Source organism: Phenylobacterium kunshanense (genome assembly GCF_003254525.1).
Taxonomy (GTDB): domain Bacteria; phylum Pseudomonadota; class Alphaproteobacteria; order Caulobacterales; family Caulobacteraceae; genus Phenylobacterium; species Phenylobacterium kunshanense.
On sequence record NZ_QFYS01000006.1, the window covers coordinates 21,529 to 35,515 of the forward strand.

At 70.0% G+C, this 13,987-nt stretch carries 17 protein-coding genes; 12 read left to right on the plus strand and 5 right to left on the minus strand.

Features of this window, described 5'->3' with window-relative positions; all coding sequences use genetic code 11:
* Positions 1-3 precede the first annotated feature (3 nt).
* The 3 genes from DJ019_RS13630 to DJ019_RS13640 all read right to left on the minus strand — a co-directional run bounded on the left by DJ019_RS13630 (position 4) and on the right by DJ019_RS13640 (position 2,112).
* Positions 4-1,104, minus strand: coding sequence for an HPP family protein (locus tag DJ019_RS13630; protein WP_111276604.1), 1,101 nt, complete (start codon positions 1,102-1,104; stop codon positions 4-6).
* Between the two features lie 116 nt (positions 1,105-1,220).
* On the minus strand, positions 1,221-1,724 hold the full coding sequence (locus DJ019_RS13635) for a type III secretion system chaperone family protein (protein ID WP_111276605.1): 504 nt from the start codon (positions 1,722-1,724) through the stop codon (positions 1,221-1,223).
* A 139-nt stretch (positions 1,725-1,863) separates the two neighbouring features.
* Entirely contained in the window at positions 1,864-2,112 is a 249-nt protein-coding gene (locus tag DJ019_RS13640) for an accessory factor UbiK family protein (protein WP_111276606.1), read from the minus strand.
* A 118-nt stretch (positions 2,113-2,230) separates the two neighbouring features.
* Between DJ019_RS13640 and lgt the strand changes: the two genes are divergently transcribed.
* The 11 genes from lgt (at position 2,231) to DJ019_RS13695 (ending at position 11,772) form a co-directional block, all read left to right on the plus strand.
* Positions 2,231-3,097: a prolipoprotein diacylglyceryl transferase gene (gene lgt / locus DJ019_RS13645; RefSeq protein ID WP_111276607.1), complete on the plus strand. Its 867-nt coding sequence runs from the start codon at positions 2,231-2,233 to the stop codon at positions 3,095-3,097.
* Positions 3,094-4,143 carry a class I SAM-dependent methyltransferase gene (locus DJ019_RS13650; RefSeq protein ID WP_111276608.1) on the plus strand — a complete coding sequence of 350 codons (1,050 nt, stop codon included), beginning with the start codon at positions 3,094-3,096 and terminating at the stop codon, positions 4,141-4,143. The genes lgt and DJ019_RS13650 overlap by 4 nt, the downstream gene beginning before the upstream one ends.
* 1 nt (position 4,144) lies before the next feature.
* Positions 4,145-4,909, plus strand: a complete 765-nt coding sequence (gene pgeF / locus DJ019_RS13655) for a peptidoglycan editing factor PgeF (protein ID WP_111276609.1) — start codon at positions 4,145-4,147, stop codon at positions 4,907-4,909.
* A 78-nt stretch (positions 4,910-4,987) separates the two neighbouring features.
* Positions 4,988-5,923, plus strand: coding sequence for a ribose-phosphate pyrophosphokinase (locus tag DJ019_RS13660; protein WP_111276610.1), 936 nt, complete (start codon positions 4,988-4,990; stop codon positions 5,921-5,923).
* A 109-nt stretch (positions 5,924-6,032) separates the two neighbouring features.
* A complete protein-coding gene (locus DJ019_RS13665; RefSeq protein WP_111276611.1) occupies positions 6,033-7,070 on the plus strand; it encodes a hypothetical protein in 1,038 nt (345 codons plus the stop codon).
* Positions 7,071-7,199: 129 nt separating this feature from the next.
* Entirely contained in the window at positions 7,200-7,805 is a 606-nt protein-coding gene (locus tag DJ019_RS13670; RefSeq protein ID WP_111276612.1) for a 50S ribosomal protein L25/general stress protein Ctc, read from the plus strand.
* Positions 7,806-7,831: 26 nt separating this feature from the next.
* Positions 7,832-8,452 (plus strand): aminoacyl-tRNA hydrolase, encoded by a 621-nt coding sequence (gene pth, locus DJ019_RS13675; RefSeq protein WP_111276613.1) that lies wholly within the window; start codon positions 7,832-7,834, stop codon positions 8,450-8,452.
* Entirely contained in the window at positions 8,449-9,219 is a 771-nt protein-coding gene (locus DJ019_RS13680; RefSeq protein WP_338066087.1) for a tetratricopeptide repeat protein, read from the plus strand. Before pth ends, DJ019_RS13680 begins: the two co-directional genes overlap by 4 nt.
* Positions 9,220-9,294: 75 nt before the next feature.
* Complete coding sequence (gene ychF / locus DJ019_RS13685) at positions 9,295-10,392, plus strand: redox-regulated ATPase YchF (RefSeq protein ID WP_111276614.1); 1,098 nt, start codon at positions 9,295-9,297, stop codon at positions 10,390-10,392.
* Between the two features lie 22 nt (positions 10,393-10,414).
* Positions 10,415-11,086, plus strand: a complete 672-nt coding sequence (locus tag DJ019_RS13690; protein ID WP_111276615.1) for a dienelactone hydrolase family protein — start codon at positions 10,415-10,417, stop codon at positions 11,084-11,086.
* Positions 11,086-11,772, plus strand: coding sequence for a dienelactone hydrolase family protein (locus DJ019_RS13695; RefSeq protein WP_111276616.1), 687 nt, complete (start codon positions 11,086-11,088; stop codon positions 11,770-11,772). Before DJ019_RS13690 ends, DJ019_RS13695 begins: the two co-directional genes overlap by 1 nt.
* Here DJ019_RS13695 and DJ019_RS13700 read toward each other — a convergent pair.
* On the minus strand, positions 11,769-12,236 hold the full coding sequence (locus tag DJ019_RS13700) for a hypothetical protein (RefSeq protein WP_111276617.1): 468 nt from the start codon (positions 12,234-12,236) through the stop codon (positions 11,769-11,771). The genes DJ019_RS13695 and DJ019_RS13700 overlap by 4 nt on opposite strands.
* Before the next feature lie 65 nt (positions 12,237-12,301).
* On the opposite strand from DJ019_RS13700, the gene DJ019_RS13705 reads away from it, so the two are divergent.
* Positions 12,302-13,084 (plus strand): aspartyl protease family protein, encoded by a 783-nt coding sequence (locus DJ019_RS13705; protein WP_111276618.1) that lies wholly within the window; start codon positions 12,302-12,304, stop codon positions 13,082-13,084.
* A 52-nt stretch (positions 13,085-13,136) separates the two neighbouring features.
* On the opposite strand, the gene DJ019_RS13710 is transcribed toward DJ019_RS13705, so the two are convergent.
* A complete protein-coding gene (locus tag DJ019_RS13710) occupies positions 13,137-13,985 on the minus strand; it encodes a cytochrome c1 (RefSeq protein WP_111276619.1) in 849 nt (282 codons plus the stop codon).
* Positions 13,986-13,987 lie beyond the last annotated feature (2 nt).

Genomic DNA, 13,987 nt, shown 5'->3' on the forward strand with positions numbered 1-13,987 from the left:
CGATCAGGCGGCGGTCGCGGACACCACCGCCTCCACCACATGGGCCCGATAGAGGACCGCCAATAGGTCGGTCTGGGTGATCACACCGACGAGGCGGCGCGCCTCGTCCACCACGAGCGCCTCGTGCGTGACCCCGCTGGACAGGAGAGGCAGCAGCGCCTCGATCGGCGTTCCAGGCCGCACCTTGTGGACGAAGGGGTCCAGCACCGCCTCGACGCGGCGGCCGCGACCGGCGACCAGCTCGGCGCGCCGCACCATCCCCACCACGCGCCGGTCGGAGTCGATCACCGGCGCCGCGCGCAGCTCATGTTGGCGCAGGTAGGCCAGGGCGCTCTCGGCGCTCTGGTTGAGGTCCACAGCGATCACATCCCGGGACATGATATCGCGGCAATGGATCTGGGAATGCAGCCGGCGGTGCGCCTGCAACTCCACCTGCCTAAAGAGCGCATCGAGGTCCTCCCGACTGACGTCGAGCAGTTCGCCGTACTGCGCCAGCGCCCGGTCGAGATCGGCGGGGGTGTAACCCAGGCGCTCTCCAGGCGGCGGGTCGGCGGTGCGGTGCGGTGAGCGCGCCGTCACCACGCGGTGCGGGTAGGCGTGCCCCGTGAGGCGTCCGTAGAGCATGGCGGCCAGGACCAGCAGGACCGAGCAGATCCCAACCGGCGCCAGCACATAGGCGTAGCCCGACGGCGAGACCGCCCCAGCGCCAAGGGTCGCGCCTAGCGCCACCGCCCCGCCCGGCGGGTGCAGACAGCCGAGCAGCGCCATGACGAGGATCGCGCCGCCTACCGCCACGGCCGCAGCCAGCGCGGGCTGCGGGATGGCCAGGGCGCAGGTCACTCCGACGAGGGCGGAGAGCACATTGCCGCCGATGATCGCTCGGGGCTGGGCCAGGGGACTGGCCGGCACGGCGAAGGCCAGCACCGCCGACGCCCCGATCGGGCCGACCAGCAGCGGAACCTCGGAGACCGCGCCGTCGACCAGGGCCCGCGCCAGGAGGCCGGCGGCAGCGACGCCGGCGAGAGCGCCGACCGCCGCGCGCGCCGCCTCGCCCGAACGGATCGGGACGGGACCGCGCAGCATAGTGACAAGGGTCGAACGCATGGGCGCGCCTCGTGCCCAAGGCGTCGCTCTTCGGCAAGCCGACGAATTCTTCAAACCGCAAGAGCGCTTCTGGGCCGGCGGGCGGCGGGCATAGCCGCCCTCCGCCAATTCAGGTCCTACGCCTCGCCCACCGTCTCGAACATGCAGGCGGCGATGGCTTCCTGGGGCGTCTTGGCTCCGCGCAGGAGGAAGTCGAAGGCCGGGAAGAAGCGGTCGGCCGCCTCCACCGCCACGTCGATCATCGCCGCGGCCTGGGCGAGGCTGGGCTGTTCTCCGGTCATCAGCGCCATGCCGTGCCGGAAGATGATCTCGCCCTCGTCCCACAGCTCGAAGTGGCCGAGCCAGACGCGGGGATTGATGGTGGCGATCAGTTCCTGGGCCACCTGGCGGCGCGCGCGCGGAACCGCGAGGTCCATCGACAGGCAGAGCTGCAGGGTGTCGCCCTCGGGCCGCCAGGCGAACCAGAGCTCGTAGTCCTTCCAGTCGCCGGCCAGGGTGAAGGCGAGGTCACCGTCCTCGGTGCGGTCGAAAGGCAGGTTCTCGGCGGTGAGGACATGCTCCACCACGTCGAGAGGATCGTTCGTCAGGACGACGTTGTCGTCTGCGTGGGAGGTGTCCATCACGACCCCTTTCGACACGGACGGTGGACGGAACGCCGCCCCCGAATCGTCCGTAGAGTCGAAGCTAAACTGTTTCCTGACAGAGGTGTCAGCGAGTTCTTGCGACGCGCGAGCCCTCCTCGCGCGGTATGCGATACGGTCACGCTTGTTTCGCCGGCCGCGCCGGCTTCTTGACGGCCTTGAGCGCCTCGATCTCGGCGCGCAGAGCGGCGACCTCGGCCTTGAGCGCCTCGTGATCTTCGCGCCGGACGAGGTCGAGTTCGGCGGCCACGCGGTCGGCCTGACTGCGCATGGCGGCCTTGGCCTCGTCGCCCGCGGCCTGGGCCAGCCCCATGGCGGCGGTGGTCAGCTTGGCGATCTCGTCGAGTAGGGGGTTCTGGGTCTGCATCGTTGTCTTCTTAAGGGCCGGTCAACCGTCCCGTTCAGCCTCTATATGGCCCTTCGGGGGATGAAAGCGAAGGGCTTCTCGTCTAAGTCCACAGCTCCAACGCCGGAGCAGAGCGCCAGTGCCCTTCCCCAATATCGACCCCATCCTCGTGCAACTGGGGCCGCTCGCCATACGCTGGTACGCCCTGGCCTACGTGGCCGGGATACTGCTGGGGTGGCGATACGCCACAGGCCTGCTGAAGAATGGGCGGCTCTGGACGCGCCGCCCCGCCCCCTTCACGCCCGAGCAGATGGACGACCTGATCCTGTGGATCGCCATCGGGGTGATCGGCGGCGGCCGGCTGGGCCACGTGCTGTTCTACACGCCCTTCTCGGAGACGCTGGCCGATCCGCTCAGCATCTTCCGCACCTGGGAAGGCGGCATGAGCTTCCACGGCGGCGTGATCGGCGTGTCGATCGCGATGATCCTCTTCGCCTGGAAGAACAAGCTGGACCTGCTGCGGATCGCCGACGTCGTGGCGCCTGCCTACCCGATCGGCCACTTCCTCGGCCGCTGCGCCAACTTCATCAACGGCGAGCTCTGGGGCCGCGAGGCGCCCGGCCTGCCCTGGGCCGTGCGCTTCTGCAACGAGCAGATCGTGAAGACCCACGGCTATTGTCCGGCGGGCACTGTCCCGCGGCATCCGAGCCAGCTTTACGAGGCGCTGTTCGAGGGCCTCATCCTGTTCCTGATCCTGCGCTGGGCGACGCACATAGCGAAGCTGGGCGATCGCCGGGGAGTGGTCGCGGGGATCTTCGTGCTGTTCTACGGGGTCTTCCGCATCGCCATCGAGACCGTGCGAGAGCCGGACGCCGGGCTCGAGAACCTGCCGCTGGGCCTGACCATGGGAATGATCCTGTCGATCCCCATGCTGCTGGCCGGCGCGTTCCTGATCTGGCGCGGCATGCGCGAGCCCCTGCCGCCCACGCTGCCTGAAAAGGGATGAGCCTGGCCGACCGGCTGGCGGCGGAGATCCGGCAATCCGGGCCCATGACCGTGGCCCAGTTCATGACCGCCTGCCTGCACGACCCCCGGGACGGCTACTACGCCACGCGCCCGGCGCTGGGCGAAGGCGGCGACTTCATCACCGCGCCACTGATCAGCCAGATGTTCGGTGAACTGATCGGCCTGTGGATGGCCAGCGCGTGGCAGGCGATAGGCGCGCCGCAGCGTTTCATCCTGGTCGAGATGGGCCCCGGCGACGGAACACTGATGAGCGACCTGCTGCGGGCCGGTCGCGCCCTGCCCGGCTTCCTCGAGGCGGCCGAGGTCTGGCTGGTTGAGACCTCGGAGCCTCTCGCGGCGCTGCAACGTCAACGTCTGGGCGATGGAGTCCGGTGGGCGCGGTCGCTGGACGAAGTTCCCGGCGGCCATCCTCTGCTGCTGGTCGCGAACGAGCTGCTGGACTGCCTGCCGGCGCGTCAGTTCGTGAAGACCGCGGCCGGCTGGACCGAGCAGGTGGTGGGCCTGGGGCCCGACGGCCGGCTCGCTTTCGGCCGCGTGCCCGCATCCGCCCCGGTCGCGGACGCAAGGGATGGCGCGGTCGTGGAGGTCTCCGGCGCGCAGGCCGCGCTGGGTCAGGCCCTGGGCGAGCGTCTGGTCCGCGACGGCGGGGCCGCCCTGCTGATCGACTACGGCCGCGACACGCCAGGCTTCGGCGACACGCTGCAGGCCCTCACGCGCCACCGGAAGGTCGACCCGCTCGCCTGTCCGGGAGAAGCCGATCTCACCGTCTGGGCCGACTTCCCGGCGGTGATGGCCGCGGCGCGGCGGAGCGGGGCGGAGGCGGCGATCCTGACCCAGGCCCAGTTCCTGGCTCGCATGGGGATCGGCGCCCGGGCCGAGGCCCTGGTGCGGGCGCGGCCCGACAGGGCGTCCCTGATCGGCCGTCAGCTCCAGCGGCTGATCGGCGCCGACGAGATGGGCGAACTCTTCAAGACCTGCTGCCTGAGCTCGCCCGGCTGGGCGCCGCCGGCGTTCGCGGAGGCGTGAGATGACCGACCTGCCCGTCCTGACCTCGCCGCTACTGGACCTGCCGGGAATCCGCCACGCCTTCTTCACGCGGCAGGGCGGGGTCTCGCACGGGATCTACGCCAGCCTGAACGTCGGCGTGGGCTCGAAGGACGATCCGAACGCGGTGACCGAGAACCGGCGGCGGGCGGCGGCGCACCTGGGCGGAGCGCTGGTGACGGCCTACCAGGTGCATTCCGCGACCGCGCACGTGGCCGACCGCCCCTGGCCGGACGCGCCCCCCGAGGGGGACGCGGTGGTGACCGCCACGCCGGGCGTCGTCTGTGGCGCGCTGGCCGCCGACTGCGCCCCGATCCTGCTGGCCGACGCCGAGGCGCGTGTCGTCGGCGCGGCGCACGCCGGCTGGAAGGGCGCGCTGACCGGGGTGGCCGAGGACGCCATAGCCAGGATGGAATCGCTGGGCGCCCGCCGCGGGCGAATCGTCGCAGCGGTCGGCCCGTGCATCGGGCCGGCGTCCTACGAGGTGGGGCTCGAATATGAGGCCCGCTTCACCGACAAGGACCCGGCCTATGGCCGCTTCTTCACCTCCGGAGCGGGGCCGGACAAGCGTCAGTTCGACCTGCCCGCCTTCGTCCTGCACCGCTTGCGGGTCGCCGGGATCGAGCGCTGCGAGTGGATCGGCCGCGACACCTGCGCCGAGCCGGAGCTGTTCTTCTCCAACCGGCGGGCCTTCAAGCTGGGCGAGCCGGACTACGGGCGGCTGCTCTCGGCGATCGTCCTGACCTAGCGTCGGGGACAGGCTCGTCAGGGATGGACTCAGGGCGCGGCGCTGCTACAAGCCCGCGCATTCGTCCAAGGGGGTCCGATGAAGCTGCTCGCCGGCAACTCGAATCATACGCTGGCTCAGGCCGTTGCGAACCACCTGGACCTGCCGCTGACCAAGGCGCAGGTGAAGCGCTTCGCCGACAATGAGGTCTGGGTCACGATCGACGAGAACGTGCGCGGCGAGGACGTCTTCGTCCTGCAGTCGACCAGCTACCCGGCCAACGACCACCTGATGGAGCTGCTGATCTGCATCGACGCGCTGAAGCGCGCGTCGGCCCGGCGGATCACGGCGGTGATGCCCTACTTCGGCTACGCGCGGCAGGACCGGAAGACCGGCGGCCGCACGCCGATCTCGGCCAAGCTGGTCGCGAACCTGATCACCCGCGCCGGCGCCGACCGGGTGCTGACGATGGACCTGCACTCCGGCCAGATCCAAGGCTTCTTCGACATCCCGACCGACAACCTGCTGGCCGCGCCGCTGATGGCGCAGGACATCAAGGAGAACTACGAGAAGCCGTCCGAGCTGATGATCGTCTCGCCCGACGTGGGCGGGGTGGTGCGGGCGCTGGCGGTGGCGAGCCGCCTCAACGCGGACCTCGCGATCGTCGACAAGCGGCGCACGGGCCCCGGCAAGTCCGAGGTGGCCAACATCATCGGTGACGTCGTCGGCCGCCGGCTCATCATGTTCGACGATATCGCCGACTCGGCGGGCACCCTCTGCTCGGCGGCCAAGTCGCTGATCGACGCCGGCGCGGTTGAGGTCTCGGCCTATGTCACGCACGGCGTCCTGTCGGGCGCGGCCACCGAGCGGGTGAAGAACTCGGTGCTGAAGGAACTGGTGATCACCGACTCCATCGAAGCGTCGGAACAGGTGCTGGGCGAGACCAAGATCCGCACCGTCACCTGCGCGCCGCTGGTCGGCGAGGCGATCCGCCGCATCGCCAACGAAGAGAGCGTGTCCAAACTCTTCGATTGAGCCAAAGGCTCGCCCAAGCTTGCCGACGCCGGGCGACGGCGGGTAAGCCAGGGGCCAATTCGGGGGCGAATTGAGTAGAATCACCACTCGCGAGAGGGGGAGTCGCCTGATGCCGTTCCGCTTTCCGGTCAGACAGACCGCTTCGGCCGTCCTCGCCGCCATCCTGGTCGCGGCCTGCGCCGAACCGCCGCCGCCCCCGCCGCCGCCGCCCGCCCCTCCGAGCGTGGCCCTGTCGCCGAAGCTGATCGAGCTGGCCGGCGCCTATCGCTACTACATGGTCCGCTCGACAGGCATCACCAGCGACTTCGCCGACGGCGACGGCGTGGCGCGGTCGCTGAAGGTGGGCGCCGCCTACGAGCCTGGCCAGCTCCTGCGCGGGGCCATGGCTTATGGCGCTGTCGCGGCGCTGCAGGACAAGACCTTCGTGGATGGCGTGCGGGTCTACGCCAAGGACGCCGCCTCCCGTCGGCAGGTGGCTCACGAGATTCTGCGTGACCCTGCCTACGCCGTCGGCCTTCCCGGCTCAGCCAGCGCCGCAGGCCTGGTGATCGGCGCCATAGGGGGCGAGGGCCAGCGACTGTACGATGGCGGCAAGAGCGTCAAGCAGTCGGCCTACGATATCCAGCGCCAGCCCTGGTCGAAGGCCGAGGTGGCCGACCGCAGCGCCCGGCTCCAGGCGGCCAAGACACTCTCGGCCTCCGCCATGGCCGGCGACGTCGCCGAAACCGCCCGACTGCAACAGGCCTCCATCGGCGCAACGCCGCTGGCCGTGACCGCCGCCACCGCCGCGCCCCCCTACACGCCCACCGTCGTCCGAAGCCTCGCGATCGCGGCCCTGGCCGCTCTCGGGGAGGCCGGGGATGCGAACGTCGAACAGGTCCTGGGCCTCATGCAGGAGCCCAACGTGGGCACGTGCATGAACATGTCGAAGCTGAACCTCTATCAGTGCCTGGCCGTCGCGCGGCCGCACTACGAGGACGTCTTCTGCCTGGGGCAGCACGCGATGATGGACACCGGGCGCTGCATGATCAAAGCCGCCGGCCTGCCGGAACCCTACGAACCGCGGTTCGTGCCCAGCCAGGACTCGATCAACAAGGGCATGCCGACGAAAAAGGCTCCAGCCCGCAAGCCCGCGCGAAAGAGCTGAAACTGACGCGTCCGGCCCCGTTGCGCCCGCCGGAGCTTTTGTGTATCTACGCGCACCCTTTCGACCGACAGGTCACGGAATTTGTCGCCGCGCGCGAGTCGCGCGGCGGCTTCGTTTTGAGGCAAGGCCATGGCCGAGATCGTATTGAACGTTGAAGTGCGCGAGCGGACCGGTACCGGCGGCTCCCGTGAAACCCGTCGGGCCGGCAAGGTGCCGGGCATCCTGTACGGCGGCGCGAAGGACCCCGTGGCCATCGCCGTGAAGTCCAACGAGTTCCGCAAGGCGCTCTACACCGGCAAGCTCCTGGGCCACCTCGTGACCCTGAAGTATGGCGACGAGACCCAGCCGGTCATCGCCAAGGCCGTGGACATGCACCCGGTGACGGACGAGCCGTGGCACTTCGATCTCTACCGGGTCGACGAGCACCAGCAGATCAAGATCGAGGTGCCGGTGCACTTCGCCCACCAGGAAGAATCCCCGGGCCTGAAGCGCGGCGGCAACCTGGCGGTCGTGCTCCACACCCTGAACGTCTCCTGCCCGGCCGACCACATCCCGGAAGAGATCGTGATCGACCTGAAGGGTCTTGAGATCGGCGCCACGATCCGCGTCTCCGACCTGAAGCTGCCGAAGGGCGTTACCGCGGCCGTGGACGGCGATCTGGTCGTCGCCTCGATCGCCGGCTCCCGGACCGGGACCGAGGCCGAAGGCGAAGGCGAAGCGGGCGGCGAGGGCTGATCCTCGCCCCTCCCTGAGGGACGACGATGCTGCTCATCGCGGGGCTTGGGAATCCAGGCCCGACCTACGCGAAGAACCGTCACAACATCGGCTTCCTGGCCGTTGACGAAATTGCGCGCCGGTGGGGGTTCTCGCCGGCGCGTTCGCGTTTCCACAGCCAGGCGTCCGAGGGCGCCATCGACACGCCGGACGGCCCGGTCCGCGCGCTGATCCTGAAGCCGCAGACCTACTACAACGAGAGCGGCCGGGCGGTCGGCGAAGCGCTCAAGTTCTTCAAGCTGAAGCCGTCTGACCTGGTGGTCTTCTACGACGAGATCGACCTCGCGCCCGGGCGCTTCCGGATGAAGACGGGCGGTGGCGCGGCCGGCAACAACGGCATCCGCTCGGTGGCGGCCCAGGTGGGCCCAGACTTCCGCCGCGCGCGGCTGGGCACCGGCCACCCGGGCGACAAGGCGCTGGTGCACGGCCACGTGCTGTCGGACTTCCACAAGGCCGAGATGAAGTGGGTCGAGCCCCTGCTTGAGGCCTGCGCCGACGCCATGCCTCTGCTCGCCCTGGGCGAGGACGAGAAATACCAGGCCGAGGTCATGCGCCTGGCCCCCGCCGAAAAGGCCGATCCGCGGAAACTGGCGCGGGGCGGCGAATGAGTCTGTTCAACCTGCTGGGCGGCTCGCTGCCACTGATCGGCCTGTCGTTGATCGTCGCGATCGCCCTGGCCGTCCATGTCGTCCGCACGGGCCGGGAGCTCTTCTGGCTCTGGATCATCCTGATCTTCCAGCCCATCGGCGGGATCGTCTACCTGATCGCCATCGTCCTGCCCGAGATGCTGCGCGGCCCCGGCGCCCAGCGCCTTGGCGCCGCCACCCGCGCCGCGCTCGACCCGATGCGAGAGTATCGTGAGGCGAAGGCCGCATGCGAGGAGACACCGACCGTCCGCAACCAGTCGCGACTGGCCCAGGCCGCCGCCACGCTCGGCCGGCACGACGAGGCGGAACGGCTCTATGCCGAGGCGGCGCAGGGGATCCACGCCGAGGACCCCGCCCTGCTGCTGGGCCGCGCCAACGCCTTGCTTGAGCTGAACCGCGGCGCCGACGCCCTGGCGGTGCTGGAGCGCCTCAGGGCGGACGCGTCCGAGGGCCAGACGCCGAGCGCGGTTCTGGCGCTGGGCCGGGCCTATGAGGCCGTCGGCCGGGCGGAAGAGGCCGAGGCCGCCCTCAGCGACGCCGCCACCCGCTTGCCAGGCTTCGAGGGCATGGGCCGCTACGCGGCCTTCCTGGCCCGCACCGGCCGCAAGGACCAGGCCCGGGCGATGGTCGCCGACATGGATAAGCGCCTGACGAAGCTGGCTCCCCACTTCCGGCGCGAAGGCAAGCAGTGGCGCGACCTGGCCGCCAAGGCGCTGGCCGAGGCCTGACCGGGTCCTCAGCGCTTCGCGCGGGCGCGCGCGCGTGCTAGGTGCGGCGCCTTCATTCTAGGAACTGCGCACTCCATGGCTCTCAAAGTCGCCATCGTCGGCCTGCCGAACGTCGGCAAGTCGACCCTCTTCAACGCCCTCACCCAGACGGCCGCCGCCCAGGCCGCGAACTATCCGTTCTGCACCATCGAGCCGAACGTCGGCGACGTGGCCGTGCCGGAGCCGCGCCTGGAGGCGCTGGCCAAGGTGATCCCGTCGAAGGAGATCATCCCGGCGCGGATCAACTTCGTGGACGTGGCGGGTCTGGTGCGCGGGGCGTCGAAGGGCGAGGGCCTGGGCAACCAGTTCCTGGCCAACATCCGCGACTGCGACGCCATCGCCTTCGTCGCCCGCTGCTTCATCGACGACGACATCACCCACGTGGAAGGGCGGATCGACCCGCTGGCCGACCTCGACACCATCGAGACCGAGCTGATGCTGGCCGACATGGAAAGCCTCGAGAAGCGCGTGGTGAACCTGGAGAAGCGGGCCAAGGTCGGCGACAAGGAAGCGACCACGACGCTGCGCCTCGTGAAGCTGGCCCTGGCCGAGCTGAACGAGGGCCGCCCGGCCCGGGTGGCGAAGGTGTCGGCCGAGGACGACAAGGCCTGGCGGATGCTGCAGCTCCTCACGTCCAAGCCGGCGCTGTATGTGGCCAACGTGGACGAGGCGTCGGCCGCCGAGGGTAACGCCCTATCCAAGCAGGTTCAGGACCGCGCCACTCGCGACGGCGCCGACAGCGTGGTCATCTCGGCCAAGATCGAGAGCGAGATCGCCCTGCTCGATCCCGAGGAGCGCGCTGAGTTCCTGGAGACCCTGGGCCTGACCGAGCCGGGCCTCAACAAGCTGATCCGCGAGGCCTACCACCTGCTGGGCTTGCAGACCTATTTCACCGTGGGCCCGAAGGAGGCGCGCGCCTGGACGATCCACAAGGGCGACACCGCCCCGCAGGCGGCCGGCGTGATCCACACCGATTTCGAGAAGGGCTTCATCCGGGCCGAGACCATCGCCTACGAGGACTATGTCGGACTGGGCGGCGAGGCCGGCGCGCGGGACGCGGGCAAGCTGCGCTCCGAGGGCAAGGAGTATGTCGTCCGCGACGGCGATGTGATGAACTTCAGGTTCAACGTCTGACGGAAGATACGGGAGACTGACGATGGCGGAGACGATCACCCTGGCGGGAGCCGACGGTTTCGAGTTCTCCGCCTATCACGAGCCTGCCTTCACGCCCCGCAAGGGCGGGGTGATCGTGATCCAGGAGATCTTCGGCATCGATCGGCACGTCCGGGCCGATGTCTCCCGCTGGGCGAAGATGGGCTACGAGGCCCTGGCGCCGGCGCTGTTCGACCGCCTGCAGCGCGACTTCCACGCCGAGCACGACGACGCCGGCATCAAGGCCGGCCTGGAGAAAGCGCGCGCCACGCCGCTGGAGCAGGCGCTGGGCGACATCGCCGCCTGCCGCGACTTCCTGCAGCGGCATGGCGAGAAGGTCTGCGTGGTGGGCTACTGCTACGGCGGTTCGCTGACCTGGCTCAGCGCCACGCGGCTCCCCGGCGTCGCTGCGGCCTCAAGCTACTACGGCAGCCTCGTGAAGTCGTTCGCGGCCGAGACGCCGAAATGCCCCACCATCGTCCACCTGGGGCGCACCGACCCTGGGATCGACGCCGACGAGGTCGAGACGGCCATCCGGCAGCACCATCCGGATGTGCCCGTCCACATCTACGAAGGCGCGGGCCATGGCTTCAACAATGAAAGCCCGGAGCGCTACAACGCCGAGGCTGCGGACCTGGCCCGCCATCGGACTCTCGAGCTGTTCGACAACGCCTGATGGGCGGAACGGTCCAGCTCCACAGCGCCAAGGACGGCTTCGCGTTCGACACCTATCGCGCCGCGCCGACCGACGCGCGCCGCGGCGGGCTCGTGATCTGCCATGCGATCTGGGGGGTGACGCCCCATCTGCGGGAGTTGGCCGACAGTTTCGCCGAGGACGGCTACGAGGTTCTGGTCCCCAGCCTGTTCGACCGCTTCCAGCGCGGCTTCGCCGAGCGCGATACCGATCCGGCCCTCTTCCAGCGGCAGAACGGCTTCGCGGAGTCCGTCGGGTGGGGCGTGGGCGTGCTGGACGCGGTCCAGGCCGCGATCGACGCCCTGCGCCCGCCCGTGTTCGCCATCGGCTTCTGCTTCGGCGGGACGGTGGCGTGGCTGGCGGCGGCGCGCTGCAGCGGGCTGTCGGCCGTCGCCGCCTACTACGGCGGTCAGATCAAGGACTGCCTGGCCGATACGCCCACGGTCCCGACCATCCTGCACCTGGGCAAGGCGGACGAGTTGATCCCGCCGGATGATGTGGAGCGGATCCGCACGGCGCACCCGGACCTGCCCGTCTACATGTACGAGGCGGGACATGCCTTCGTGGCGCCCAACGGCTTCCACGCGGACTCCGCCCGGCTGTCGCGGCTGCGCACGCTGGCCCTCTTCGCCCGCCACGGCGGCGGACGCGGCGGCGAGGAAGCCTAGACCTCGATCTCGCGGCGGACCTCGGGATGCTTCTCCAGCACCCGCACCAGAGCGGCCTGGGCCGCGAGGATGCCGATTCCGGCGGCATAGCCGGAGAAGACGCCGGCCGGGTAGCGGCCGCCATTCGCCGCGCTGGAAATCTGCCAGTACATGAACGCCGCGGCCCCGGCGAGGAGGGCCACGCCCGTGAGGATCGATTGCGCGGTCTGGCCGAATCCCGCCCGGAAGCTCATCCAGACATAGCGGGCCAGCGTCCGGCGCAGGACGCCCACCGCAAGTGGCGCGCCCAGCGAAAGGCTCAGGAAGATGCCCGGCCACAGGAGCGTGCGCTCGGCGATCAGGGCGAAGCCGCCGGGCAGGCGGTCAAAGGCGTGCACCACCGCGCCCGCATAGATCAGCCCCGCCGTCACCACCGTGAGGTCCTCGGTGCGCTTGAAATTCCGCCAGGCGGGGGTGTGAGCCATGGGTCCTATTTAGCGCACGGGATGGCGAGGGTAAGGCGTGGCGCGAACTCACGCTATGGTCGGGCGTGGCGCGTCTGAGTCTCACTGCATTGGCGAGCGGCCTCGTCGCCGCGGGCGCCGCCGGCGCGGGCGAGGTCGCCTGCCGGTTCGAAGGCGGCGCGCCGGTCGTGTCCGCGACGGTGGCCGGGTTGGCCGGCGACTTTGTGCTCGACACCGGCGCACCGCGGACCCTTCTGCACGACACGCGCGCGCGATCCGAGGGGATCGTCGCGGACGATCTAACGGGGAGCGTACAGGTCGCCGGCGCCACAGTGGACGGACTGTCCATCGGCGTGGCCGACCTGGACGTCCGCGGCTGGAACCTGTCGACGCCCCTGGCGGGGGTGATCGGGGCCGACGCCCTGAGAGGGCACGTGGTGGACGTGAGCTACGCTCCCTGTCGCATCCGTCTCTCGTCGCCTGGCGGGGCGGCGCCCTTCAGGGGCCACGTCCTGGCGCTGGATTGGGACCTGGGCCGGCCGACAGTGGAGGCCGCCGTGTCGGACGACGCGCACGAGATCCGGGGGCGGTTTGTGGTCGCCAGCGGCGCGAACGCGCCCCTTCGGCTCGCCGACGACCTCGCCCAGGCGCCCGGCCTGTCGGACCCTCAGGAGCTATATCAGGACGGCGTCTGGTTCGCCCGGTTGCCGCAGGTGAGCTTCGCCGGCGCCGTGGGACGGGACGTGGCGACGGGCCTTATGCCGGCGGACGGCGGGGTGGTGGGCGTCCTGGGCGGACCGGTGCTGGCGCACTTCCGGCTGCGCTTCGACTTCCCGGCCGGCCGACTCATCGTGCAGCCCGCCAGATAGCAGAAGGGCCCCGGATCGCTCCGGGGCCCTCGCCAAATCCGTGGACGTCGCCTCAGTGCGCGACGTTGCGCCAGACGCGGCGGTAGCTGAAGTAGAGCAGCGCCGTGAACAGGGCGAGGTAGATCATCGCGCCGAAGCCGAACTGCTTGCGCGCCATCATCTTGGGCTCGGCGGCCCACATGAGGAAGGCGGCCACGTCCTTGGCCTGCTGATCCACCGTCGACGGAGTGCCGTCGTCGTAGGTCACCTTGCCGTCGGCGAGTTGCGGCGGCATGGCCAGGAAGCCGCCCGGGGGCACCTTGTGATGGTCGCCCGTCCACTGGCCGGACACATCGCCGGGCATCGAGACGTTGTAGTTCTGGCCCGGATTGACGGTCAGCCCGGCCGGCGGAGCCTTGTAGCCCGTCAGCAGCGAGTAGATGTAGTCCGGCCCGCCGGTCCGGCCCTTGGCGATCACCGACAGGTCCGGCGGAATGGCGCCGCCGTTGCCGGCCGCCGCGGCCGCGGCGTTCGGGTACGGCTTCGGGAAACGGTCGGCCGGAACGGCCGGGCGCTGGACGACGTCGCCCGTCTCGGAGTCGATGTCCGGGACCTGGATGTCCTTGGCCAGGGCCTTCACATACGGGTTGTCGTTCGGGTTCGGATACTTCGGATCGTAGAAGGGCCCACCCTTCTCGCCGAGGTTCCGGAACGACACCAGCTCCATCGAGTGGCAGGCCGAGCAGACCTCCCGATAGATCTTGTAGCCCCGCTGGAGCTGGGCCGTGTCGTACTTGCCGAAGGGCCCGTCGAACGACCACGACACGTGCTTCATCACGGCGTGGCCGGTGGCGGCCTGGGCCGCCGGGGCGGCGATCAGGGCCAGCCCCAGCGCCGCGAGCGCGATACCTTTGCGCAGCATCT

Coding starts and splice junctions, on each gene's coding strand:
- DJ019_RS13630 (WP_111276604.1), bottom strand. CDS start 1,104: ATGCGTTCGACCCTTGTCACTATGCTGCGCGGTCCCGTCCCGATCCGT.
- DJ019_RS13635 (WP_111276605.1), bottom strand. CDS start 1,724: ATGGACACCTCCCACGCAGACGACAACGTCGTCCTGACGAACGATCCT.
- DJ019_RS13640 (WP_111276606.1), bottom strand. CDS start 2,112: ATGCAGACCCAGAACCCCCTACTCGACGAGATCGCCAAGCTGACCACC.
- DJ019_RS13650 (WP_111276608.1), top strand. CDS start 3,094: ATGAGCCTGGCCGACCGGCTGGCGGCGGAGATCCGGCAATCCGGGCCC.
- pgeF (WP_111276609.1), top strand. CDS start 4,145: ATGACCGACCTGCCCGTCCTGACCTCGCCGCTACTGGACCTGCCGGGA.
- DJ019_RS13660 (WP_111276610.1), top strand. CDS start 4,988: ATGAAGCTGCTCGCCGGCAACTCGAATCATACGCTGGCTCAGGCCGTT.
- DJ019_RS13665 (WP_111276611.1), top strand. CDS start 6,033: ATGCCGTTCCGCTTTCCGGTCAGACAGACCGCTTCGGCCGTCCTCGCC.
- DJ019_RS13670 (WP_111276612.1), top strand. CDS start 7,200: ATGGCCGAGATCGTATTGAACGTTGAAGTGCGCGAGCGGACCGGTACC.
- pth (WP_111276613.1), top strand. CDS start 7,832: ATGCTGCTCATCGCGGGGCTTGGGAATCCAGGCCCGACCTACGCGAAG.
- DJ019_RS13680 (WP_338066087.1), top strand. CDS start 8,449: ATGAGTCTGTTCAACCTGCTGGGCGGCTCGCTGCCACTGATCGGCCTG.
- ychF (WP_111276614.1), top strand. CDS start 9,295: ATGGCTCTCAAAGTCGCCATCGTCGGCCTGCCGAACGTCGGCAAGTCG.
- DJ019_RS13690 (WP_111276615.1), top strand. CDS start 10,415: ATGGCGGAGACGATCACCCTGGCGGGAGCCGACGGTTTCGAGTTCTCC.
- DJ019_RS13695 (WP_111276616.1), top strand. CDS start 11,086: ATGGGCGGAACGGTCCAGCTCCACAGCGCCAAGGACGGCTTCGCGTTC.
- DJ019_RS13700 (WP_111276617.1), bottom strand. CDS start 12,236: ATGGCTCACACCCCCGCCTGGCGGAATTTCAAGCGCACCGAGGACCTC.
- DJ019_RS13710 (WP_111276619.1), bottom strand. CDS start 13,985: ATGCTGCGCAAAGGTATCGCGCTCGCGGCGCTGGGGCTGGCCCTGATC.